Source organism: Candidatus Margulisiibacteriota bacterium (assembly GCA_041658645.1).
Classification (GTDB): Bacteria; Margulisbacteria; WOR-1; order O2-12-FULL-45-9; family XYB2-FULL-48-7; genus JBAZZV01.
Window position 1 is genome coordinate 261,002 of record JBAZZV010000001.1, and the last position, 25,209, is coordinate 286,210.

General features: G+C 51.7%; 17 protein-coding genes. 5 read left to right on the forward strand and 12 right to left on the reverse strand.

What is annotated here, in order from left to right:
* Positions 1–17 precede the first annotated feature (17 nt).
* Together WC903_01325 and WC903_01330 are read left to right on the forward strand one after the other, a co-directional pair.
* Positions 18–1,784, forward strand: coding sequence for a radical SAM protein (locus WC903_01325; GenBank protein MFA5892598.1), 1,767 nt, complete (start codon positions 18–20; stop codon positions 1,782–1,784).
* A gap of 133 nt (positions 1,785–1,917) precedes the next feature.
* Positions 1,918–3,951, forward strand: a complete 2,034-nt coding sequence (locus WC903_01330; protein MFA5892599.1) for an ATP-binding protein — start codon at positions 1,918–1,920, stop codon at positions 3,949–3,951.
* A 1-nt stretch (position 3,952) separates the two neighbouring features.
* Here WC903_01330 and WC903_01335 read toward each other — a convergent pair whose 3' ends face one another.
* Complete coding sequence (locus tag WC903_01335; protein MFA5892600.1) at positions 3,953–4,423, reverse strand: response regulator; 471 nt, start codon at positions 4,421–4,423, stop codon at positions 3,953–3,955.
* A gap of 173 nt (positions 4,424–4,596) precedes the next feature.
* Between WC903_01335 and WC903_01340 the strand changes: the two genes are divergently transcribed.
* From WC903_01340 to WC903_01350, 3 genes are all read left to right on the forward strand, one after another.
* Complete coding sequence (locus WC903_01340; GenBank protein ID MFA5892601.1) at positions 4,597–5,682, forward strand: putative glycoside hydrolase; 1,086 nt, start codon at positions 4,597–4,599, stop codon at positions 5,680–5,682.
* A gap of 68 nt (positions 5,683–5,750) precedes the next feature.
* Complete coding sequence (locus WC903_01345) at positions 5,751–6,278, forward strand: hypothetical protein (GenBank protein MFA5892602.1); 528 nt, start codon at positions 5,751–5,753, stop codon at positions 6,276–6,278.
* A 23-nt stretch (positions 6,279–6,301) separates the two neighbouring features.
* Entirely contained in the window at positions 6,302–6,583 is a 282-nt protein-coding gene (locus WC903_01350) for a DUF3467 domain-containing protein (GenBank protein ID MFA5892603.1), read from the forward strand.
* 46 nt (positions 6,584–6,629) lie between these two features.
* Here the strand turns inward: WC903_01350 and WC903_01355 are convergent, their stop codons facing one another.
* The 11 genes from WC903_01355 to WC903_01405 all read right to left on the reverse strand — a co-directional run bounded on the left by WC903_01355 (position 6,630) and on the right by WC903_01405 (position 25,198).
* A complete protein-coding gene (locus WC903_01355; GenBank protein MFA5892604.1) occupies positions 6,630–7,283 on the reverse strand; it encodes a hypothetical protein in 654 nt (217 codons plus the stop codon).
* Between the two features lie 224 nt (positions 7,284–7,507).
* Positions 7,508–9,622, reverse strand: coding sequence for a hypothetical protein (locus tag WC903_01360; protein ID MFA5892605.1), 2,115 nt, complete (start codon positions 9,620–9,622; stop codon positions 7,508–7,510).
* Positions 9,623–9,646: 24 nt separating this feature from the next.
* The gene (locus tag WC903_01365) at positions 9,647–10,747 is read right to left on the reverse strand and encodes a hypothetical protein (protein MFA5892606.1); all 1,101 of its coding nucleotides are present in this window, start codon (positions 10,745–10,747) and stop codon (positions 9,647–9,649) included.
* A 65-nt stretch (positions 10,748–10,812) separates the two neighbouring features.
* Positions 10,813–11,442 (reverse strand): hypothetical protein, encoded by a 630-nt coding sequence (locus tag WC903_01370; protein ID MFA5892607.1) that lies wholly within the window; start codon positions 11,440–11,442, stop codon positions 10,813–10,815.
* A 52-nt stretch (positions 11,443–11,494) separates the two neighbouring features.
* The gene (locus WC903_01375; GenBank protein ID MFA5892608.1) at positions 11,495–12,397 is read right to left on the reverse strand and encodes a hypothetical protein; all 903 of its coding nucleotides are present in this window, start codon (positions 12,395–12,397) and stop codon (positions 11,495–11,497) included.
* A gap of 180 nt (positions 12,398–12,577) precedes the next feature.
* A complete protein-coding gene (locus WC903_01380) occupies positions 12,578–13,630 on the reverse strand; it encodes a serine/threonine-protein kinase (GenBank protein ID MFA5892609.1) in 1,053 nt (350 codons plus the stop codon).
* 214 nt (positions 13,631–13,844) lie between these two features.
* Complete coding sequence (locus WC903_01385; GenBank protein ID MFA5892610.1) at positions 13,845–15,797, reverse strand: PorV/PorQ family protein; 1,953 nt, start codon at positions 15,795–15,797, stop codon at positions 13,845–13,847.
* A gap of 49 nt (positions 15,798–15,846) precedes the next feature.
* The gene (locus tag WC903_01390; protein ID MFA5892611.1) at positions 15,847–18,558 is read right to left on the reverse strand and encodes an Ig-like domain-containing protein; all 2,712 of its coding nucleotides are present in this window, start codon (positions 18,556–18,558) and stop codon (positions 15,847–15,849) included.
* A 396-nt stretch (positions 18,559–18,954) separates the two neighbouring features.
* Entirely contained in the window at positions 18,955–22,590 is a 3,636-nt protein-coding gene (locus WC903_01395) for an IPT/TIG domain-containing protein (protein MFA5892612.1), read from the reverse strand.
* 29 nt (positions 22,591–22,619) lie between these two features.
* Positions 22,620–23,693, reverse strand: coding sequence for a hypothetical protein (locus WC903_01400; protein ID MFA5892613.1), 1,074 nt, complete (start codon positions 23,691–23,693; stop codon positions 22,620–22,622).
* Between the two features lie 107 nt (positions 23,694–23,800).
* Entirely contained in the window at positions 23,801–25,198 is a 1,398-nt protein-coding gene (locus WC903_01405; protein ID MFA5892614.1) for a hypothetical protein, read from the reverse strand.
* Between the last annotated feature and the right edge of the window lie 11 nt (positions 25,199–25,209).

Here is a 25,209-nt window from a genome sequence, read left to right on the forward strand (position 1 = left end):
AAGAGAACATTGATAGTATGGCATATATTACGACACATGTTAGACCCCTGAAAAAACCTTCGGTTGTGCTGGTAACTTCGTCCGGTTATCCAACTTCTATTGCTAATTTTATGCCAGATAATGGCCTGGCAACTTTGGCGGCAATCCTTAATCGAGCCGGGATAAGGGTTAAGATTATGGATTTTAATACGGTCGATCAAATGAGGAAATATGTCCCCCCCATATTACAAGGAAAAATTGAAGATGCTTATAAGACTATATTAGAAGTTATGCAAGAAAAAAAACCATCGCCTAAACAAAAGGCAAGATTAATGATGGCGGGGATGAAGTTGAGGGGCATAGAGAAAATCTTAAATATTGTTCGTTGGCAGGAAGAGAAAAATATAGCGGAAAAAATCACCAGCGTAGTTAGGGCGGAAGAAGCGACTCTTGTCGGCTTTAAAACATTCCATGGGCCAGGATTTTCTGGCCCAGTTCATATCGCAAAAGAGCTGAGGGGGCGTTTTCCTGATTTATTGATTGCGGCGGGGGGGCCGCAAGTAAACACTTATCGGGAACATATCCCAGGATTGAGTTTAGATGACGGAGTGTTTGATGTATTGTGCATCAAAGATGGCGAGCCCGCTATCGTGCCTTTAGCCGAAGCTTCGGTTGGAAGATCTTTATTGGAAGTTCCCAATGCGTTCGTTCGTGATCGTGGAACAAATGGGTTTAATTATACCCAAGATGCCTTTGTCGGGAAAATGAGCGATATTCCTTTCCCAACTTATGATCCAGGGATTTATTTAGAAATGGAGGGGGATGGGAAAATACGTGTTGTTGTGATTGAAGATGGGAGGGGATGTGGTCAAGGATGTAGATTTTGTATCCATGGTTTTGCTGCGGGAAGGCAACGCAGGGAAAAAAGCCCGGCAAGAGTGGCCGATGAATTTCAAAACAATATTAATGAATATGGGATCAATACGGCAAGATTTGGCGGGTCAACCTCTCCAGGGAAATATTTAAGGGAATTTGCTGAAGAGGTTATCCGAAGAACAATGAAGATTAACTGGTCTTCTTTTGCCCGCCTAGATATTGATCCGACTATTTTGCCAACATTAAGAGAAAGCGGGTTGATTGCTTTATTCTTTGGGATCGAATCTGCGAATCAAATAGAGTTGGATGCTATGAATAAAAACATTGCAATTGGTAAAGCGGAGGAAATAGTAAGTGCTTGTCGAGGGGAAGGTATTTTTTCAGTTGGTTCTTTTATTTATCCCGCCCCTTTTTCAACAGCTTCAACAATTGAGATGAATATGGCTTTTATTAGAAAAACAGGAATGCAATCTGCGCTGTGTAACCCCGTGGGGGTTTTTAGAGGGACAGATTATGCAGAGAATCCGGAAGAAAATGGAATACGTATGAGATATCCCTCTGGGATTAAGAACTTTCTTGCCTCAATTGGATTGATCGGGCCCGCCTATTATGAACATCCAGATTTGATACAATATTTGGCAAAGTATGAAATTCGCCGTTTGGTCCCACCTAAGAATTGGGATGCTTTGCCTTGGCAAGTGTATTATAATAACCAATGGAGAGGATTTAAAGATTACATAGCAGAGACACAAACTCTTTTCCAGCGATTACGACAGGAAGGGATTCCTATGTTAACGGACGAAGAAGCCTTAATGGCGAGAAAGGGCGGGTATTCTTTTGCGGAATTTGCGATGTTAAGCCGTAAAAATATTCTTAACGGAAATGCTGAGGCGACACAAGATATGGTAGTAAGAATTAACAAAGGATGAATGTCATTGTTTTGTACTAGGCGGTCCAACATTGTTATGATTATGTTATAAACTTATGAGGGCAAAAGTTCTGAATATATTTATTGTTTTGTTCGCCCTCACGGCTACTAGTTCGTTTGTCCTAAGTGGAAGAATGGAACTTATCCCCCCCCTATATGTTGTTCCAACTAATTTTATCTTAGGAGTATTCGTTTTATTAAAAAACATTGAAAGTAGAATTAATCGCTTATTTTCCGCGATTGCAATAAGCTTGGGCTTGTGGACTGCCGCGGTTTTTTTTGCCGCAAGTAGCAGCAGCCCGGAATTATCTCTTTTATGGTTAAAAGCCTCACATTTATTAGGAGCTTATTTAACGGTCTTCTTCCTCCTTTTTGCCTGGATTTATCCAAAAGAAAAAAATGAAAACCCTTTATTTCATGTGGGGTTATTGTTTTTGCCGGCATTGTTCTTTACAATAACAATTCCTCTCGACCAACTTATAAAAACCGTGATTATCCTCCCAAGCGGCGCGAAAGAAGTCCTGCAGGGCCCCTTATACCCCTTGTATTCAATCTACTTCTTATTTTATTTTGGGGCTGCATTTTTAATATTATTGAAAAAACATTTTAGATCAAAAGGTAGAGAGAAAATAGGTATCGCATATATCTTCCTTGGTTTTTTCTCAACTGCCTTGTTTGCAATAGCCTTTGATGTCGTGCTACCAGTGTTAGGGGTTGATAAATTTTGGGCATTCGGACCTTATTCCACCGTATTTTTAATTGGGTTTATGGCATATGCTATAGTTAAAAATCGCCTGATGGACATTTCGGTGGCGATCAGCCGCTTTGTCGCGGAAATCCTGGCGATCATTTTTCACGGGATCATTTACCTCGCCCTGGTCTGGCTTTATCGGGCCTATCTTTCTTCAAATATTGATCTTCTTTTTATTGTTTGGACGGTGGTCTACGGAATAATTGTCGGTCAAACGCATCAGGGCATCAGGACTTTCTTTCAGACCACTTCCGAAAAATTATTCCTGCGCGGCAAATATGATTATTATAAAGCGCTTTCTGACGCCAGCGCGCGCGTCGGGGAAAAGCTGTCTTTGGCTAAGATCCTGAAAGTGCTTTATGACACGTTCCATGAGGTGGTGGAGATCTCCAATCCCCGCATTTTTCTGCCGGAATATTTTACCGAAGCGGATAAAACGTCGGCTTATTACGTGGTCTACGACAAGGAATCCTTCGCCCCCCAACCGGACGGCCAAAAAGTCGAATTAAATGATCCGTTGGTCAAAGCACTGATTGCTGGGCGAAAACTGCTTCATGACAAAAAAGATCTGGGCGCCGACCTGGTTATCCCCTGTCTGCTTGAGGACCGCCTGATCGCCTTCTTCGCGCTCGGGCCAAAACTTTCTGAAGAAGCCTATACCAACGAAGATATCAGGCTATTGAAGATCTTGGCCAACCAGGTGGCGATGGCCTTGGATCACACCCGTTCTTACGAAAAGATCAGGACCGAGCTGGAGGAGACGGAGAAGCAGTTGAACCGTTCCCAGCGCCTGGCGGCGATCGGGACCCTGACCGCCGGCGTGACGCATGAGATCAGGAACCCGCTGACGGTCATCCGCTCCGAGACGGAACGCCTGACCAATCAGCCGCGCGACCTTGATTACCTGAAGCAATACCAGGCGCTTCTCCTGAAACATATCGACCGGATCGCCGGGATAGTGGACCGGATGCTCGGCCTGGCCAAAGAAAAACAACACTGTGAAACCGAGGTCTTCCTCAATGAAATAATCGAAACGACCCTGCAATGCTTTGCCTTTGGCCGGCTCAAGGTAGTCCGCGATCTTCGGCCCGTTCCGCCGATCAAGGGCGACCCGGACGAGATACAAGAAGTCTTTGTTAACCTGATCCAGAACGCCCTCGAGGCGATGCAAGAAGACGGCACCTTAACCCTGAAGACATATCGGGATGACGGCCATGTAGCGGTGGAGGTATCAGATACGGGTAAAGGTATTCCGGCCGAGATCAGGGAAAAGATCTTTGATCCGTTCTTTTCCACGCGGCATGACGGGGTAGGGTTAGGGTTATCGATCGTTTACCGGATCGTGCGCGAACATGGCGGCGACATCAAGGTCGAGAGCGAGATCGGGCAGGGGACGACGCTTAAACTGATCTTCTGACTTACGGCTTAGCTTTCCACTCGTCCCGTTTCTGAATATGCTTCTCGAAAGTGTCGAGGACCATCTTCCCTTCTTTCCCCTCGAAATAACTGTCGATCGTGCCGACCAGCTCATCGGTCTTGAACGGCTTCTTGATATAGTTGACGACAAAACCGGAGGTGGCGCGGTCCCATTTATCTTCATCTTCCCAGGCGGTCAGCATGGCAATGCCGATATCCTCGCCGTAGTCCTTGCGGACCCGTTCGAGGAGCTGGAGCCCGTCCATTTCCGGCATCTTGATATCGAGCAGGATGAGGCGGATCCGGTTGCCGCCAAGGCCGAAGAAGACCTTGTTCTTGCCCAGCTGTTCCAGGGCATCCTTGGCCGTGTAGGCGGTGATCACTTCGTAGCGGCTGGTATCTTTAATGACATTAGCGATAGAATTAGCGACATCGACCTCATCGTCAACCACCATGACAACCGGTTTAGACATATACTGGGCACCTCCAGGTGCTTATTTTCGCATGAAACTTTAGTGAAAGCAACCCTCCTCACCCCCTCCCCTCATTCTCATTCGGGGTTTCCCCCTCTCCATCTTCGATGGAGAGGGGGACGGAAGGGGGTGAGGAGGGTGCTAAGAACACGAAGCGTGTTATAATTACTTCGATGTTACGAGCGGTCATAAAAATATTCAGCGGCCTTATCCTGTTTTTGGCCTTTCTTACGTTGCTTTCGTTCAATTTTAAGCCGGATATCCAGGAACTTCTCCCCAAACAGAAGCGGATCTCGGGGCGGGGGATCTATGTCACCGCTTACGTGGCCCAACTGCCGGTCCGCTTCAACGCCTTAAAAGACGCGGCCAAGCGGGCCGGGCTGAACACCATGGTGATCGATGCCAAAGAAGTGATCAGCCAACCTTATCTGGCCCTGGCCCGGCAAAGAAAATTGACGCCGGAGGTTAAGGCGGCCCCCAGCCCCTGGCTGGCCAAGCTGGCGAACGACTTGCACCAGGACGGGCTCCGCCTGACCGCCCGCATCGTTGTTTTTAAAGATGACCACCTGGTCTTGGCCAGGCCCGATCTTGGGGTCCACTTGAACGGCGGCCTCTATCGCGACCGCAAGGGGGGAAAATGGGCCGATCCTTATTCCGATGAGGTCCGCTTATACAATGAATTGATCGCCGAGAGTGCCGCCCAATCGGGCGTGGACGAAGTCCAGTTCGATTACATCCGTTTCCCGGCCGAGGGGAGCGCCCGTTACGCCAATTATCCCCACCAGAAAGAGGGGGTCAGCCGGGTCGATATCATCTGCGAATTCCTGAAGGGGGCGCGCCAGCGGGTCGCCAAATACAACACCTCGCTGGCGGTCGATATTTTTGGCGTGACCGCCTGGCAGAGCAAGGTCGATATCGAGACCCTGGGGCAGGACCTCAAGCGGATGGCCCCCTACCTCGATGTCATCTCGCCGATGTTGTATCCCTCGCATTTCCACAACGGCTATGATGGCTATGCCAATCCCGGTTCCTATCCCTACTATTTTATCCATACCGGCCTGCTGAAAGCCCAGGAACTCCTTTCCGGCGAGACGACGGCGCTTGTCCCCTGGCTCCAGGGGTTCAACATGAAGTCGCCGAATTACGGCCCGAATTACATCCGGGAACAGGTCCGGGCGTGCGACGACGCCAAGGTGGCCGGTTTCCTGGTCTGGAACGCCCGCAACGTCTACGACGTAACTTTTGACGCGTTGCGTTAAAGATGCTATAGTAATGACCAGTGATTAACTCCTGATTAACCCCCCATTACGTCCACAGGGAGGGATTAATGATGAAGAATGCGTTGCCTTGGTCCTTGTTCGCCGTCGCCCTGGTCTTGATCCTCGTTGTTTCCGGTCTGCTCTTGTCTAAACCGCCGGTTAAAGTTGGCCGCTACCAGGTGGCTATCATAAAAGGGTCCCAGCCCGACATTGCCGATACTCCCGTTAAGATCGACACCGAAAGCGGCCAGAGCTGGTTATTTGACGGCGACAAATGGCTGGAGATCGCCACGACCAATGAACAGGCCGGTCAGCTCGCGGCCGAAGAGGAAAGGGCGCGACTGCAGATGGAGCTCGAATCGTTGAAGGCCAAACAGGACGCGGAGATCGCCGCCATTAAAGCCAAGCAGGAGGCCGAGGTCAAATCACTGCTGGTCAAGAAAGAGGTGGTCAAAGTAGCTCCCCAGGCGACCCGGGGCGAGGTCAGAAAGGTTTATCGGCGGTTAGCTTCCTCGAAAAAGAAAGCCGCGGTCGCGACCGAGAAGGTGGAAGCGCAAAGTGGCGAAGAAGGGCCTCCCCCTTGGCTTAACGACTAAATAGTAAGAAAAGGAGCCCTATAATGAGCGAAGAGATCAGGATAGACATTGACGAACGAGCGGCGGCCGGGCACTACAGTAACCTGGCGGTCATTTCCCATAATGAGAACGAGTTCATTTTGGACTTTATCTTTGCCCATCCCCCCAAGGGGGTCGTGACCTCACGGATCATCACTTCGCCGGCCCATGCCAAGCGGCTGCTCAAGGCGTTGCGCGAGAATCTGGAGAGGTTCGAGAAGAATTTCGGGCCGGTCAAAGACTCGCCCGAACCACCCAAGTTCGGCCTTAATTTCTCAAAGAATTAAGCGTTCTTGGCCGGGGGCGCCTAAAAATGGCGCGGGAAATTCCAGTCTATTTGCCGTGCTTTATTTCCGCCAAAACAACCAGCGGGTTGAAGAAAGAATCGTTCGGGTTCTTGGGGACAAAAACGCCGCAGCCGATCTTGTCTTGGAGCGCTTTCAGGTCGCCGTCGTTCAATAAAGTTTCCCGAAAACTTTTATCGTCGGCTTTGCCGTCATTAAAAACGATTTTGACGGGAGACATTTCGATCAACGATTTGAGCTGTCTGTTCGTGTCCATAGAATTGCAGGTTTTGACCTCCTCATCGGTCGGCAACCTCTTTAAAGTGAACAGGACCGCTATCTTTGTGATATTGCGGGGGATCTTCCCTTCTTTGCCGTAGCGGGCGATGACGCCGAGGACCGCCCGGCGGTAACTGCTCGTGTCGGAATAGTTGCCGGCCTGGATCGGCGGCGAAGCAAAAGAATCCTTGGCGGAAAGATCGATCGAGAAGCTTTGAGTGGAGCCGCCGGTATTGCCGATGCTTGCCAGCCCCGAGCCGTTCGGTCCTTTGTACTCATGCTTAACCGTGCCGCTCCGGTCGGTTATCCGGGTTATTTTCCAGTCGGCGATCATGATCCTGTAGCCGGTTTGGACATTGATCTTTTTGGTGTCCGTTATGACGTTGGAGTTGTAGACGGTTATTGGGCCGCGATTTTCCGCCATTACGATCTCAAAGGTCTCCTCGTTTATCTTTTTGACGCTGGAAACCAGAGGCGGAGTGCCGAGGTCGGCAAAGGGGCGGGCAATTCTGTCATCGGTAATTATTTGATAAAGCGATTTGGGAGCGCCCTGGTAAAGGAGGTTGCTATCGATGGCCGGCTTGCTGCCGGCCTTTGGGGGCTCGGCCGGCGGTGTGGCCGCGGTCTTATTTTCCGGTTTCGGCGGCTCTACGGTTGTTTTTTTTTAGGATCAGCCGGAGCTGCCGGTTTGCTTGCGGTCGCAGGTTTTGAATTACTCTCCGTGTTGACCGAAGCGCTGGCTTTTGAGCCGCCAATAAGTTTATCGATCGCCCCGCCGACCAGCTGGCTGAAATCAAGGCCGACGCCGATCGCTCCCCTGGTTACGCCGTCGGAGCTGGTATTGCCGACCTGGGCCCAGAGCGAGGGATTAAAATAAATGTGTTGCGCGGCTTTGTCCCAGCTAAGTGCCATCAACAGATCGACGCCGCTGAATTTCCGGCTTTGTTCATGGACGGATTGGCCGCTGTAATGATAACTGCCGGCATTGATCACTTCGGGATAAGCTTTGTCCTTTGTATAAGTGTTGGCCGAAGGGACGACGCCGAAATTAACGTATATATTGGGCACGCCGGGCTTTCTTTTGGGATCGGGGTAGAACACCACTTTTGAGTCGATTCCGACCCTGACCCGGTGGTCATGGCCGCTGACGGTGTCGCCGTTTTTGAACCAGGTGGTGCTTACTTCGCCGTAGGGCTGTATATGCAGCCAGTGATTCTTACTCTTGTCATTGCCGGCGTCGATATTAAAGCCAAAGCGGACCGGCAGATGATGCCGGCCGGCCGCGTAAGAATAAGGGTTCTGGAACAAGAAATTGCCGGTCGCGTAGCTGTAGCCCCCGGTCAAAACTGGAGCAACAGTAACTTTACCTTTGGGATTGAGCAGATAAGAAACGCCGAGACCCAGGCCGGCTCCCCATTGAAAAACGTCATGGTCCTTATTCTGGCCGTTGACGCTGGCTATGGCGTGAGGCGTGGCAAACAATTCCAACTGCCGGCCGAGCTTGATGTTGGGCCGGGCCGCCGCGATAATGGGCAGCTGGTAACCGTTCGGATCGGGAGAAACTTGGATATTGGGCAGGAGTTTTAACTGTAATTCGTGCCGCTGATACCAGGTCTTTTCATTGCTCTGCTTTTTACCGATGAGGCCAAGCGGGGCGCTGGCCAGCTCTTTCGTGGAACGATAGGCCAACATGACCACTCTGGCCCCTCCATAGACATTGGCCACGGGAGAGGCCGAAAGATCGGCGTTATCAAATTTTTCCTGTTCAATTATCGTATCCACCCAGAATTTTTCGCCCGGTTTGATGGCCGGGGCATCAAATTCCTTGATGATGTTGTTCTTTTCGTCCAAGATAGCGATCTTCTTGACCGTTTTGAGCAGTGCGGGATCGGCCTCTTTAGCCGGTGTGATAAAGATCGTTTCGGGGACGCCGACCTTGATGGCCGAGGGCTCGGTGGTCATGGCAATGGCGGAACTTATCACTTTCAGCGGCGCCTGGGCAATCAGGCCGGCGCCCGCTTCCTGGCTGATATACGGCTCGGGTGGAGCAATATAGAGAGCTAATTGACCGGCCGGCGTTTTGGCGTCGGCGCTGATCCTGAACGAAATTTCGTCTTTGGCTTGATTAACGGCAACCGAATCGATCTTGACCAGATATCTTAAGCTGTCAGCCGGGACGACAGTCGAGCCTTCAATGAAATCGGCGCCCTTAAGCGTGACTTGCTTGGTTTCTCCAGCCTTGATCTCAACTGAGCCGGTAACTGACGGCGCCTTGATCTCTTCGTAGCCACAGCTTGCGGCAAAAACGCGTTTGACGGTAGTGGTATATTCTGTCCTTTGTTCGCCGGTTAAATTGCCAAGATGAGAAGAGATTTTGTCGTTTCCTTTCTTTTCGACATAGGAGTTAATCCTGTCAAGACGAGTTGTCGGCCAGCCTTTTTTCGTGAATTTTTGTTTTGCGCGTTCGACGATCTCCAAAATGGAAGGTCGAATCGGCTTTTGAGTGGATTCTATTTGAGCGCAGCGCTCCCTGAAAACTTCTACGCGGGCTTCACTATAGGCCTCTTTTTGCGGAGCGGTTAGACCATCTATCTCCTTGCTGATTATTGGATTCCCTTCCTCTTCAGCAAACGTACCGATGTTCGTTAATTCAGAAGTGTCCCACTGATTAGTTTCAAATCTAGTTTTTGCTTCGCCAACAATTTTCCCCAGTGGGGGGCGATTGCCTACGGCCCCTGTTTTGAACCAAACTGATCCATCCATTTTATTTCTCTCCTTCGGTGGTAATTATAAACAATCTTCCGGATGTTCCTTGCAATGACCCGATTTTGGCGGTGGCGGTGTTTTTTCCGTTGCCGTCGCCGTCGGAGGCGGCGCAGTAGTTGTTGCGGTCGCCGTAGCCGTAGCTGTCGGAGGCGCTTTGGCCGAGGCCGTAGCCGTTGGGACCGACGGGCCAACCACTCTGATGACATCCTTTTTGTCGATCGATTGTTTTTTGTCCGGAGTCTCGTTATAGCTCAAAGTAAATACCTTGGTCCCCGGCACGGCGCTGCTATTCGGCTTTACTCTAAGGGCAACCAGGGTCTGATTGTTGACATCTGCTCCATCGATCGGCGGGCACTTGGCGGCCGGATCGCAGTATTTGACGTCAGAAATTGTAACGCTGACATTGGATACCGGCTCGATGCTTAATTTGGCCTTGTCCGGATAAGCATCGGTGAGTTTGTTCGAGATGACCAGCGTGATGTCTTTTTCTTCGTTGAGTTCAACCGGCACGGGAGCCGCAGGCCGTATGATCTTGTAGGCAACCGCCGGCTGCTGTCCCGAAGGTTTGACGCCGGCCGCTTCCATGGCCTTATCGATCTCATCTTTGCTGACTTTTAGATCGATCTGGGACGGAAATTGGCCAACTGTCTTTTCCCATTTGGCCTCGCGAGACGAACAATAATCGGCATATTCGCTTTTTTGCTTGCCGTCAAGCCTATCCAAAAGATTGTCGCTGCCGATCTTTGCCGCCAGATAATTGATAGCGACAAGTTGTTTGCCCATGGGCAGGCCGGTAAATTTGTCCCCTTGTTCTCTCTCCAGAGCAATTCGGGCCAGGGTAGCCGCCACAGTTTGCCCGGATTTTAGCGTATCTTCCAGTTTCAGCTCCTTGAGGGGTTCTGAACCATTACAGCGTTCGCGGCCGAGAGCATTCTTGTCTTCGATGACCGGCAAAAGCTCGCGATCGTATATTAATATGTTTTTCGCGTCGCCTTGTTTGACGATCGGCGTCTTGGAACACTGACAGCCGCCGGCCGCCAGCCCCACGACCCCTAAGCCCAGGGCAAAGCCCGCCGCGCGTAAATTCCTTGTTAACCTTAATCCAACTCTTTCTAAAGCCATTTCATACTCCTCCTATTTCTCTCCCATATTATTATCGACAGAATCCGGCAATAATTTCACTCTTTTTAAAAATTGCATTTTTCGCTTGGGTCGTTGGGGGTACATCTTTGTTTTTTTATAGTTGTAGTCGGCGTTGTTGCTGTCGCAGTTGCCGTTGGGGTTGCGGTTGGTGGCGGAGGCGTTTTGGTTGTGGCTAAAGCCGTAGGAATCGGCACCGATTTCTCTTGAACAGTAAAGGGTGGTAGTTCGCCCAAGAATAAAATATGGTTTGGCAAAGGGGCTATGGTGTAATAGATACTGACTTGGTAGTAGTTAGACATATATTTATCAATGAGGACATTCGCGGTCAGGGTATTGCTTTGTGAGTTATATTCAGCCTGAAAAACCGGCCCATTCACTATACTATCTTTTTCATATTGGATTGCAAGAAAATAACGCGCGTCTTTTGGGGGTTGAGCGTCGGACGGCAAATTAATTTCAATTTTCTTAAATACGCCTAATTGCACTTTGCTTGAAGTTGTGAGGTTAATGGTTGGATAAAGCTCTTTTAGATTACATGGCGCAGCAGGCGAGGTGCTGGCAGAAGCTGACGGAGCCGGTAGCACGGCGGACTTATTCCCGGAAGAACAGCGGTTGGCGCCATAAGCCGCGCCGAAGCAGACCGTGCCCATTCCGACCAATGTAACTAAATTCATTCTACTAAATTTTGTGTTCATATTATTTGTTTTATTGGTCGAGATCGGCTTTTTATAAACAATCCTCCGGGTGCTCACTGCAATGAGTTTTCTTGACCGGCGCGGTTGTCGTAGTCGTGGATTTGGCTTCGGGTTTTTTCTCGGGCTTTTGGGCCGGTTTTTGAGCCGGTTTGGCGGCCGGGCCGGCAACAAAGGGGTTTCCCAGGGAAGCGATGTAAAATCGTCCGTCCTTGACTGTTTTTTTAGGGTAATAATAAACATTAACATTATGTTTTTTTAATTGCTCTTTATCAAGCTTGACCACGGCGGTTAAGGTGTTGCCTTTAAATTCGGCCGGGAAAAAGGAGCTTCGCTGTGACGGGCCAACGACATTCGAAACAACTTCGATTTCATAGCCCCAATCAGGGTCATATGGGACGGTTTTGTCCGCCACTTTTTCGGGATTAAGTTTTAGCGTTATCTTAGAATCTTTGCCCGGGACAACTTTTTCGGTCCCCGCTTCGACTTTTTGCCCTGCCCATTGCACAACTTCCAGGGCTGTTGCAACGGTGAAATTTTTATCGCGGGGGAGAGAGTAAGCCAGAAACTGTTCATGATCGCAGAGTGAATCCTTTATATCGCCGATTTTATTTAGAATTGCCTCGATCAGGACTTTCTGGTGATAAGGAGGAAGGTACGGGACGTAGTTGTCAAAAACAATGATGTCGGCCGCTTTTCTCAATTCAATTGAAGAACATTCCCTTTCCTCTTTAACCGGAGCGGCCGAAGCGGAAGCTGACGGTGCCGGAGCGGCAGAGGGGGTGGGGCAGGGTGTCGCGGGGGCGCCCATTTCCGCTCCACAGCCCATCAGGGCGGCGGCGCCCAAATAGGTTGCCGTTCGCTTTAACGCCACCAGGGGATGACTTGTTCTGGCCCTCATCATGTCTGCTTGTACCGGTCTCACTCTAACGTTCATGCTTTCTCCTATTCTCGGAAACCTGAGACTGAACGTCTCGGTTTCCTCGCTTTTTTCTTCTTGGTTTGGAAACCGCGAAGTTTATTCGCAGGTTTCCAAACCGCCATTCAGATTCCATCCGTTTATATTTCGACGGCTCTTTAGGATAATTTCAGTTTATTTGCCAAGCCCTGCGCGGGTTCAGCGTTTTATCGTGAATTTTTTGATGGCCGCTTCGACCGCTCCGCTAAATTCCTGGAAGGACTGGAACCGGTCGTTCGGCTCCATTTGCGCTGCTTTTAAAGCAATATTCCAAAACTCATCGGGCACAGGATGCTTAAGTTCCCCGAACTCTCTGTTCTTGATCCGCTCGGGCAGGGTTCGGACCTGATCAAGATACGCCTTAAAATCCCGCTTATTTTCCCCAAGATCGAGCGCGTCTTTGCCGGTCAAAAGATAATAAAGTATGAGCCCCAGAACAAATATATCCGAGCGCTGATCGGCTATTTTGGAGCCATTGAGGATGATCTCCGGGGCGCAGTATTCGGGGGTCGCGGTGATCATGCCGGTCCGGGTCTTTTCGCTGTCCGGCACTTTGACGAGGCCGAAATCGGCCACTTTCACCTTGATGATCGACTTGCCGTCCTCGTCCCGTTCTATGAAAATATTTTCCGGCTTAAGATCGCGGTGGGCGCATTTGTCCGGGCTGTCCGCTCCGAAGGCATTGCTGAAGGCGATCAGTCCCCGGAGTATCCTTAAGATAATATGGCTGGCCGCGAGCGGCTTGGCCTGTTCTTTTTCTTCAATAAAGTTGCGCAGGTTCTCCGGCACGTATTCCATGAAGTAATATTCGGGGACGCGGCTCGGCTCCCGGTCGATTATCCCGATCACGTTTTTGTGGTTGACCCTTTCCGTGGTATTGACTTCTTCAACGAACCGCAAGGTTATTTCCTTGGCCGGTCCCGGCAGGAAGCCCGAAATGTCGATCATGACCTTTAAAACACATTGGTAGTCCTCCGGGTCTAGGGCCAGATAGACCTTTGACATACCCCCCTCGGCGTCGGGGTTAAAGTCTGTCAGCGGCGCTAATATAGTGTAAACGCCTTTTTTCCCTGGCACTTTGTCATCAGGGAATCTCGGGCAGATTGCCCCCGAGACAGCGCCGCTGCCGCCGCTCCTGAACGCCCGGTTGAGACCGAGATTAAAAGCCGTCGGCCGGTAATCGAAACGTATGTGTGAGATATTGCCTATCATGGTTAAATCACTCCCGGGTATTTATCGATAAGTTGGCGGGAAATTTCAGTTTAATTTTAAAACCCCTATCCCCCATCCCCTTCCCCCTTAGTAAGGGGGAAGGGGAGAAGAGGGGTTAGGGGTGTAACAAAAAGCCCCCGGGGTTTCCCGGGGGCTCTAACAGGCTTCTTCCACCCCCTCTCTTTTTAAGAGAGGGGGCTGGGGGGTGAGTTGCTTAGTCGAGCGAAGCCTTGATGTCCGGCCGGGTCTCGGTCCCTGGCTTGAACCCTTTCTCCCAGGTATAGAGGTCCTTGATCTTGCCGCCGGCGAGGCTGGTCTTGCCTAGCATCTCGACCGACTCGGAGCGGACCAGCGCCTCTTTCGGCCGCAGGCGGTTCCGTTCGATGAACTTGAGCATACCGTTATCTTTGGCCGCCTGGATATACTTGGCCGCCCAGTGGTTGGTGCCGATGTCCCAGTATGGTTTCGAATCAACTTCCGCCAGGCGGAGCTGGTCGAAGCGGACCAAGACCGCGATCCCCTCGGCCTTATTGATCTTGTTGTTAGGGCGGAAGGTCCGGTCAGGATAGCCCTTGACGAGCCCTTCGCGCTGGGCGACTTCGATGTACTTGGCCGCCCAGAAGCCCGGCTTGACGTCCTTGAAGACCTGGCGGGCCTGGGTTACGGGGAGTTTGATCCCTTTGGCGCGCACCAGCAGGGTGGCGAGCTCCGCGCGGGTCAGGGCCCGTTCCGGGCGGAAGGTCTGGTCAGGGTAACCCTGGACCAAACCGACAGTGGCGTTGTTCTCGATCGGCGCCTTGGCCCAGTAACCGTCCGGGACGTCGGCGAACGAGGTCAGGCGGACGAGCCGCGCTTCACTCTGCGCCACGTTGCCGGCGGTGTCGACTGCCTCCACCTGGACCAGTTTCTTGCCGTAAGCCTCGACCGGGATCTCGGAAGTGAAGCTGCCGTCGGGATTAGTGACGACGCTGACACCGTTGACCTTGACGGAGAGCGGGCCTTTAGGCGCGTCTTCGTCCCCTTCCTTGATCTCGACCTTCCCTTTGACAGTAACGTGGTCTTCATAAATGACCGCTTTGTCTTTTGGCCCTTCCAGGCTGATGTTCAGCTCCCGCTTGCGCGGTTCGCCGAGGTAGCTGATCGAAATAAAGTGGGTCGTGTTCTCGTTGATCCCGGCATAGGGGTGGTAAGCGTAATCGAACTCAACCCCGGAGACCTTGATGCCGACGCCGGCGGTCAGGTTCTGGTCGTCGGAACCGACGCGCAGGGCGAGGTTGCCGGTCGGCCAGAATTCCGCTCCGGCATGGAGCGCGCCGCCGAGGGTGTCGTAATCGACCAACCCGTTCAGCTTGCGGCTGCCGTTCGTGGAAATGGCGGAACCGTCCGGGCCGATCAGGGCAACTTTGGTCCCGACCTTGACGTTCAGCGGCAGGCCGTCGGACTGGCCAGTCGACTTATTGGTGATCTTGCCGCCCATTGAGGCCGGCAGGAAGTTCTGGGCGTTAAGCCCGACGGTCATATAATTGGTCGCCGGGAAGAGGACGGCTAGGTCGGCGTCGTAGCCGGAACCGGAGCCGTCGGTCACGCCGGTGCCAGTGCCGCCGACGCTGTAATATTTGAGACTGCCGCCGACGAGGACGTCGCGGCCGAAGTCCAGCTTTAAGCCGGGGAGCTCGTTAAGATATGTACCGTAGGAGAGAAACATGACGTTGTTTCCCCAACTGCCGGAGCCGAGCGAAGCGCCGGTCGTGTTGGTCAAGGGGATCTCGCCGACGCTGGCGCCGATGTAGCCGGCCCCGATGGCCGACCGCTCGCCGTACGGATAAACCCCGCCGACGACGATGTAATTGACATCGCCGAGGAGTGAGGTGTACATGCTGGAGAGCTTCGGCGTGGCGATCCGGGCGATACCGGCCGGGTTCATGAAGATGGCGTCGCCGTCTTCGGCTACGCCGACATAGGCCTTACCCATACCGAGCGAGCGGGCGCCGACACCGATCATCATCGGGTCGGGCAATCCTTCGGCCAGGGCGGCCGAGGTGAAACAGAGAGTGATGAGTGCTATCAAAAGGAACCTGAGACTGAACGTCTCGGTTCCTTTTTTCATGGAGCCGCGACGTTTAGTCGCAGGCTCCATATGGTTTTTGGTCAAGGTGTTGTTTTTCATGATTTTATCTCCCGTATATTTATCGTTAGATTTGTTCATAAATTTCACCTTAATGCTTGATCACGAGGATCTTGCCTTTGGCGAGCAGGGACTTGGTCTCATCATTGATGGCCCGCAGGAGATAAGCGCCGTCGGCGACGATCGCTCCCGCCTGGTCATGTCCGTCCCAGCTGATCTGGTTACCGGAGGTGATGACCTCTTTATAGACCAGCTTGGCGGTCATGTCGAAGATGTAGAAGCCGAGCCGGCTCGCCCCCGCCGTGTCGGTCACGGCGATCGAGACTGTCTGGCTGTTCGGGTTGAACGGATTGGGCCAGATGATGGCGAGATCGCCAGCGCCTGAAGCCGTAACCTGGAAATTAGCCGGGTTCGACTGCAGGGCGGTGATGGTGCCGGTGCCGGCGGCGATGGCGACGCGGACCACTTTCACTTCATAGGTGCCGGTGGCGGCCAGTTTCGGCACGTAGGCGGTAATTGACGTGTCGCTCCAGGCGGTGATCTGTGCCTGGTACGAGACCTTGGTCGTCTGGTTCTCGAAGTCGAGGTGGCTGCCGCCTTGCGGGGTGCCAAACCTGACGCCGGTGACGGTGATCATGGTGCCGGCCGGAGCCGCGGTCGGGCTGATCGTGGTGATCGCCGGGGCCTCACCGGTCGCGGGTGGCGGCGGCAGGACCGCTTCGTCGGTGAGCACGGCCGTAATATCGTCGATATTTTGAGCGTTGGCCGTGGTCCCCTTGGTATTGTAAACAAAGTTATAGCTGGCGACCTTGGTCCAATCGAAGGTGTTGTTGGCGCCGGTGTCACTGCCGCCGGCGTCGTAGGCGAAGGCCGACCTGGCGATCGAGACCTTGTTATAACCGCCGAGGGCCAGCAAAGTCGCGTTCGAAACATTCGCGGCCATGGCCGTGCCGTCGCTGTCCTTGAGCGAGAAGTTGATGTTGTTGCTGGAGCCGTCCCAGTTGACGTTCATGGTTACGCTCTTCAGCGCCGTCAGGTCAAGGGTTTTGATGAGCTTGGCGCCCCAGCCGTCACCCCAATCTTTGTTCGGGTCGGCATTATGGACGTAAGAGTATTGGACTTTCATCCCCTTGGCGCCGTTCTTGGCCGCGGCAGCAGCCGGTCCATCCGCCGTGATATGGTCCTTGTCAGGCGTGATCATGCCGTTGCCGAAGGCGTAGTAGCCGGATTTGTCGTTAGGCGCCTGCCAGGTGCCGACGCTCCCGCCTTCAAAATCGTCGATGACGATAGCGGTCGGGGTTACAGCGGGAGCTAGAGTAAAGTTGCCGGAAGTACTTGAGGTAGCCGGATTAGTGGCATCGCTGATCCTCAATTGCATGGTTGTGATCGCTTCTGTCGTGTTGGCCCAGGTCATGCTGCTTTCAAAACTTCCGGTGTTTGGCACGGTAGCTCCAAAGGCTCCCCAGGTCGACCCGCCATCAGGTGATAATTCAATCTTTATGTTGGCGATCGTTCCAGTCGAGGTCCAATAAAGTTTGACGGCCGACCCGCCATAAATAATATCCCCGGTTTTCGGAGAGGTGAGGGTCAGGGAATTGGTTGCGACGGAACTAACATTAAGAGTTGCCGTCCCCGTCTTGCCCAAGAGAGCAGCTGATATCTGGCTTGATCCCGCCGCCACACCAGTCGCTAAACCGCTGGTGTTGATGGTGGCAGTGGCCGGTGTACCACTAGTCCAGGTTACCTGAGTGGTGATATTTTGGGTTGAGCTGTCGGAATATGTTCCGGTCGCGATGAACTGCTGATTTGCGCCGACGTTGATCGTCGGGTTTGCCGGCGTAACGGCAATGGAAGAAAGAGTTGCGGCGGTTACGTGAACTGTTACCGGAATGGTCTGCGGATTGTTGGTCGCAGTGGCGTCAGTAATAGTGATCGTCGCACTATAATTGCCGACAGCCAAAGCCGCAGTGCTGAAGGTGAGCGTGATGGTCTGGTTCGCTCCGCCCGAAAGTATGCTGCCGCTGGCCGGGTTGATATTAGAGATAAGGGATGACGCGTCGGTTTTGGTGATCGTATAGTTCAACGTCCCTGTCCCGCTGTTGCCGACCGTAAAGGTTTGGTTAGTTAGATTTTGTCCCAAAGTCACGGTTAGATCAAATGATGTTGGATTCCTAGTGATCGTCGGTTGCGGTGTTGCAGTGATATTCAGGGTCACCGGCACCGCCTTGTTGCCGCCGTTCGAGGTGATATTGATCGTATCGTTATACGTTCCGGCAGTGAGCCCGACAATATTGATAGAAGCCGCGATGCTGAACGGCGCGGTTCCCGAAGTGGGATTGAGGGTCAGCCAGGCGTTGGTTTTGGTCGCATTGGAAACGGTGAGCGTGCCGCCGCCGGTGTTGGTGATGTTAAGGTTCTGGCTGGCCGGATTAGAGCCGCCGGCTACTGCATTAAAAGTCAAGCTAGCCGGAGCGACGCTGATAACCGGTGGTGCGGCCGGATAAGTTACCGGGCCCGCTTTTACAGAACGATAAGTTGATTCAACACCACCGGTAAAGACGATTTTGGTGGCATAATAATAAGTTGCACCAGAGGTCCCGGACGTGTCGTTATAAGCTGTGCCGCTTACAGGCGTGCCACCGTTTAACGGGGAGCCCCAGGTTGTTCCGTCAGTGCTGCGGTAAACATTGTAACCGGCAATTGTTCCAGCCGGCCCAGAAGCTGCAGTCCAGGAAAGATCAATTCTTCCTGCACCGGCATTTGGTGTAGCAGTGGGTTGCGGAATATTCGCAAGCGCAGCCATGTCCGCGAAATTTTGGGAAGGCGTACCATCTGATAAGATTAAATTACTTACGCCGTAAAGACCTGCTCCGACTTCAGCAGCATTGGCTTTTTCGACTTTGGCAATTAATACATCTCCATTGTTCCAAGCACCATACCAATTGCCAACGTTATCCAAATATTGGGTTTTAGTCAGAGCCGCATTATACGAACAGGCGCCTGAACTTGTTTTTGTGGCATCTGTTGATTTCCACATTTGATAGTTAGCAGGTGTATAATTTGTCGCAGTCGGTAAAATATACCCCTTAACAGGATGGCTCCCGCCTGCCGCAAAGGCTGTTCCTGCCGCAACCAAAATCACCCCCAAAATAATCGCAAATAATTTAATCTTTTTCATTTTATTCCTCCTGTGAATATATTACAGACTAAGCGGTTTCCAGCTTATATCTTTTAGAATCGACATTTCGTATCCCTCGCCAATTACGACTGCCGGGGTTTCGAGTGCAGGAGTATTACCGTCATCTGTTGCAGAGTTCCAAACCTGGCCGTCCCACCATACTGCCTCAAATTGCTGGGTAGTCGGATTTAATCTGGCAATGTAATCACAATTTGTTGGCGCAGTTGTTAATCCGGCGCCAGTTGTGATGTCTCCAATCCCATTAATATTGCCAATGATGCTTGCTATAGTGGTATAAGTTGTCGTATAGGGAATCGATATCCAATGTTTATTCCCAATGGTTGCATTTTTGGTCAAAGTAAAGGTGAAATTAGGATCATTGCCGCCAGCAAATGCCATTGTGAAATTCTTAAGCACAGAGATTTCAAATCCTTCCCCAATTATATTTGCCGGGGTTTCGAGTGCAGGGGTATTACCGTCATCTGTTGCAGAGTTCCAAACTTGGCCGTCCCACCATACTGCCTCAAATTGCTGGGTAGTCGGATTTAATCTGGCAATGTAATCACAATTTGTTGGCGCAGTTGTTAATCCGGCGCCAGTTGTGATGTCTCCAATCCCATTCATATCATCAATAATGCTTGCCAATGTTGCATATGAATTTAAATAAGGGATCGAAATCCAATATTTACTTCCGGTAGTTTGATTTTTAACAAGGTTGATTTTAACTATACTAGCCATATTCGATGGCCCTGATTCGGTTGGGCCGGTAAATGCCTTAGCCACATAGTAGTACGAGTCAGTTGTCATAACTGCTCCTGTATCGGGTAATGTGTGGGTTCCTGCGAGGACCTCTCCAACTAAATTAGTGATCGTGGTTGGGCTGGTGCCGCGGTACACGCGATAGCCACCTCCGGGTTCGCCTGCTTGAGGCGCATCCCAGGTAAGTATAGCATCATTTCCCGACTTCACCGCCATTAGATTGCGCGGGACATCGGCGCTACCACCAGTCCCAGGGGTTGCCGTATCGGCATTCTTGCCGATCTGCACCGTGCTCCAGTTGCCGGACGTGTCTTTAATGAACGCAACATAATAATAAGTTGTGTTGTTAGTCAGCGGAGCGTCAGGAAAGGTAATCTCTTCGCTCGGCTTGGGAATAATATTGGCCCCATAAACCGGCGTGCCCGAAGAATCATAAGAAGCGGGATAAGCGCTGGCGTAGCGACGGACTTCGATTGCTGCCATGTCATTATCGGCCGGATTGAACCAATGTAAAGTCGATTGTTTGTCCTCATTATCGGCTGCGGTAAAATTTTGAATCTGCGACGGTTGAGCAGGGTCTTCCAGCCCTTTCGTCACCTCGAAAACGTCGGCCTTGGTCTGGGCCGAAGTCCCAAACTTGTTGGAAACGGTTATATGATAAGTCCCAGCCGGCAGAGTGTAGGTCAAGGCAGGAAAGGTGGCCGACAGCTTGGTCGCGGAGATCACCTTAAGATTGGTTAACGGCTTGGTCGGATTGATCTGGATATCGGCCGCAGTGGCTGTATCGAGATTGGTGCCTTCTATAATGATATTGGTGTCCACGGTGTTGGGCGCCTTGGACGGATAGACCGCCGTGATGGTCGGCACTTTATCCGCGTTCACAACGATGTTGAAGCCATTGTAGAGCGAGCCGATCTGATTGTTGGGATTCTTGACGTTGACGGTCCAGAGACCGATCATGTCGCCCAGATTGGCGATGCTGTAATCCATTGAGGTCGGAGTGATATTTGATAGGTTAACCGGGATAGGGGCTTGTCCGGCTTTGGAAAGATAAGCGGTCGCGCCGGCCTGGAAATTCGTGCCGGTTATTTTACCCGAAATACTGCTCTCGATCAGCCCGAGGTTGGGATCGATCTTAGTTACAGTCGGCGCGGTACCCGGAGCGAAAACGGTAAAGCCGGCGGGGAGTGTGCCAACGTTTGAGTCCGGATTGGTTGCGACCACATCATATGAACCGATCGGATCGGCTAATTTGATCGGGATCGCGCCGATGATATGCTTGTCGTCGACCACCGTAACGAGCGCATTGATCGTGGTATTGGTGCCGGCCCGATAAAGTTTGACCGTGGTCGAATCAGCCGGCGTAGTTCCCTTAACAAAGTTCGTACCTATTAAATTAACGATATTGACCGTCTGCCCCTGCACGCCGTTGTTCGGGTCGATCGAGGTAACGGTGGGCCAGTTAGCCGTCGACGGATTAACGGTAAAAAAGACACCCGACGGCTTGAAAAGTGCGAGACCGCCCTCGTTCCTGCTCCAGAGCTCGAAAACATGTTTGACCTGTGACTGTGACACGAACTGGCTATAGAAGCCATTATCAACAGTTATTTTGGCCAGGGTCGATGAAACGACGTTGACTGGCATTTGCATACTGCCAAAAAATATCGATGTACTACCGTTTATGAAATTTTTGCCCGTTACGGTCGCCTCGACGTTCACTCCGTAAACGCTTTGGGTCGGCGAAACGCTGGTAATGACCGGTTGGATCGGATCGTTGTTTATCACGTCAGCTTGGATCGTGCCGCTCCAGCTGTAGGTCGAGATAGCGTACATATTATCCGTTGAGATGACCAGACCGTCATAGGGGGCGGCATGGCTGCCTTTGATAATAGGATTGGTGCCGGGCAGCACGATTTTGATCAGCTTGGTCGGGTTTTCGTTTGAATTCTGCGCCTGCGTGTAGTAAAGAGCGCTGCCGTCGGGCGCGAGGTCAAGCCCGGCCCAGCCGTAATAGAAATTAGTGCCGTTGTTGATCGGAGTTGTGTCTTCGACCAGTGTTCCCCCGCTGTAATCGAATATCTTCACATCGGCGGTGGAATCCTTGACCGCGACATAAAGCTTGCCGTTCGCGACCTTCATGTAAGTCGGAGTTTCGACGTTGGCCGAAGATAAAAAGTTAATGGAGGTGGTGACAACTTTAGTTTGAAAGTTGATCGCGTAATTATAGGAATACATGAAAAGCTGTTTGGTGACTCCATCTGCAATGGTCTTGCGGGAAACAAAGATCGGGTAACTATAGCCAAATTTATTATCTACTTTAGGGCCTGTTGCGACATCATAGATGGCGCCTAAACCAGTCAGCCCTTCAGTGATCTCGCCGGTCTTTTTCCAGTTCGAGCCGTCGTAATCAAAAATATGGACGCGTGCCGAGCCCATATCCGCCACATAGGCGCGATTATCGACAACCGTAACACCCGCTGGCGAACTGTTACTGGCAGGGGTCCACTGGGCGAGTTTATAATTGTAGGTGGGGATCCCGTAGTTATTTATATCAAGGTCATAAATTCTCAATTGGGATTGATAAGAGTCGTTGATCGAAACGAACAATCTTTTGCCGTCCGCCGAGATCGCCAGGCCGTAAACCTTGGCGGTGGTCGAGGTGGTAATGCTTATTTTCCTTGTTTCTAGCCAAGTGGAATTCAAACCATTGCCGGAACGGTAATAGATCCTGACTTCGGAAGGAGAAGCGCCGTTGTTCGGGACATAGACGGTTTGCGTTACCGGATTGATAACGCTTTTGCTGGGGATAACAACGGAAGCGTTAGCCGAACCCGCGACCGCCATCAGGACCAAAGCCAGCCCGAACACCAACCCTCCGATCTTTAAAATATTTTTCATTTTATTCATCTTTTTCCCCCTGTATGATCTTATTCACCCTGTAAAGTGCCTTCCTGTCTGTAGCCGTACATCAGGCCGTTATAATTGCTGGTGCCGATGACATTGGCCCACAGGACCTTGGTGTCCACATTCACGGTGCCCTGGCCGTTATCATGATGGATTATATCAGCCGGCAATACGATCTTGATAGGGTTGCCGGAAGATTCTGTGCCGCCATCGCCGGCTTTGCATTGGGCGCCAAACTGGTTGTTCCACCATTGAGCCGAGTCATAGTTGTTAATAGGATAAGATTTTTTGGCCACATTGTCGATAACTCCGTAAGCGTACGGAGCAACAGGCAAGCGGTTGCTTGGATATTCCGGATTGATATCAGGGTTCAACGAACAAGTATAATCTTCTATCTTGATTCCAGCGTCCGATTTTTGGCAATTTTCTGCCATGGCTCCGGGTAGGCAGGGGGCCTTGGGATCAAAAAGCTTGGGGTTAGCTGTTATAGTCAGGGTCAATTTGTTAAGTGTGCCAAGGCCGGAATATTGGATATCGATATCGGGCATCTGTTTGACCTGATATTCTGCGTTGCAGTTCGCGTAAAATTCCACGCCGTTCCCTGTTCCTGCGTCCGGAGTCGGGTTCGGGTCACAGCCCAAGAGAATGAAACCGCGCGAAAATGATTGAAAGAAAGGGATCGGCGGATGCTGAACATCCTCGTAGCCGGTTTCGGGAACTTTTGGACCATCGGCCGCCGCTTCGGGAGTGATGACATCGGGCTTGGCGGTATCTTTGGCCGCGTCAGCGGCAGAGTCGGGCGTCGGCATCTGCCAGCCGCCATCGGGTGAAATTTCAACTCCGCCGTCTTGCTTCAACTTTTCTCCACCGGGACCTTGTGTCGGAGTGATATCTTTCTCGCCGCAGCCCGGTATAGTTAATAGAGCGACAACCGGGATCGATGAAAGCGCGATCGGGGCCCAAATCGGAGAAGTAACGGCGGCGACAATACCTCCGCCGATGACCTTAGCTTCGTCTCCTATTGTTACATCTTCAGCCTTTTTATTGACTATCGAGGCAGTCACGCTTTTAACCAGATTACTTATACTTTCAACCATGTTTATTCCTCCAACCATGTTTATTCCTCCGTTTTGTCCGTTCTTGAGGACGGACCAATCCTATCCATATGATTATCGGTCACTTATCTGCGAAATTTCACTATATTTTATGATTTCTTCTCGGGCAGGACCGTGGAGACGCCCTTAGCTATATTATCCAGACGTGAACTGATGCCGCTCATCCGGCCAAGCTGTTCGGCGCGTATTCTTCCGGTTTCGCCGCGCAGAGAATCGGCGCGCGCTGACAGATCGCTCTTTTTCTGTTCGAGCTCCAGCAATAATTCGTTGATCAATTTTATTTCGGCCCTGACCCCATTCAACCGAGTTTCGATCTTGCCGATGGCGGCTTCGATCGCGGCTGTTTCGCCGGTTTTAGCGGCTTTCAGCTCGGCTAAAATATCATGCTTGATCTTTTGAATGAGAGGCGCGCTCCTGGCCTGGATCAGTTCCCTGACTTCGGCGATCGCTTCGGGCTCGGCCTGCGCCGCTTTTAATTCTTTGAGCCGCGCCAGCGAGCGGGCAAAACCGGGATGATCTTTAAGCACCTTGGCCCGATAATCATGCGCTTCGTTTTTCATTTGGGCTCGATAATATTGATTGATTTTTACGACGTCGCTCCGATAGCTTTCCAGATCGTTGCGCAAGACCGCCATTTTGGACGAGAGCTCATCGCCCTTAGCCGTCAATTCGGTGATGCTTGAAGCGACGCTTTTCCACTCAAGCAGGACGCTTTCCAGCTCGGCTTCCATTTTACCGAGCAAATCTTCGACGGCGACTTTGGCCAGCGCGGCCTGCAGTTCCGCTTGAGTTTTTTTCAGTTCGACTGTGAGCCCTTCACTTTCTTCTTTTGCTTTAAGCATGTTTTCGCGAGCTTTCTCCAGGAGGGCGCTTGCCCCTGCCTGCTCTTTAAGCTTTGCCTCGGCTTCGGTTAATTTTTCCCGCGCCGTTTTTAGCTCGCCGTTTAAGTTGCTAATCGAATCTCTAAGTGTATTGGCGTCGCCGACTTCTGATCTGATGAGCGTCAGCTCATCTTTGGCGGTGGATAATTGAGCTTCTAATTCTTTTACGCGATCGTTAGTCGTGTCGTGGTCGGCCGTTGGCTTGTCTTCCGCCGGCTTTGGTTCAACTTTCGCGGCGTCAGGCCTTGGCGCCAGGGGCCGGATAGAGGGCTTTTTGGCTTCAGCTGCAGGAGCCGCCGGTTTTGATTCGGGCAGAACGTCGGCTGACCCGAGGACGGGGGCGGTGGGATACCGTAATTTTGGCAGTGAAACCAGCGCCCTGTTCCTGGCGGCTTGTAAGGAATTAACTTCTTTTAAAACCGCGGGAGGGACGCTTTGGTCGGCTTTGGCGATCGGCGCCAGTACCTGGCTCAAGCGGTTCAAGTCCGCCCGGCTGGCCGACCGATCGAATACTTTACGCAATGTTTTGATCAACCCTTCCTCGCTGCGAATTATTTTTGGAAACCTCTTTATTCCATTCGGTCCTTCTACTCCTACTCTTACCATTTTTATTTCCC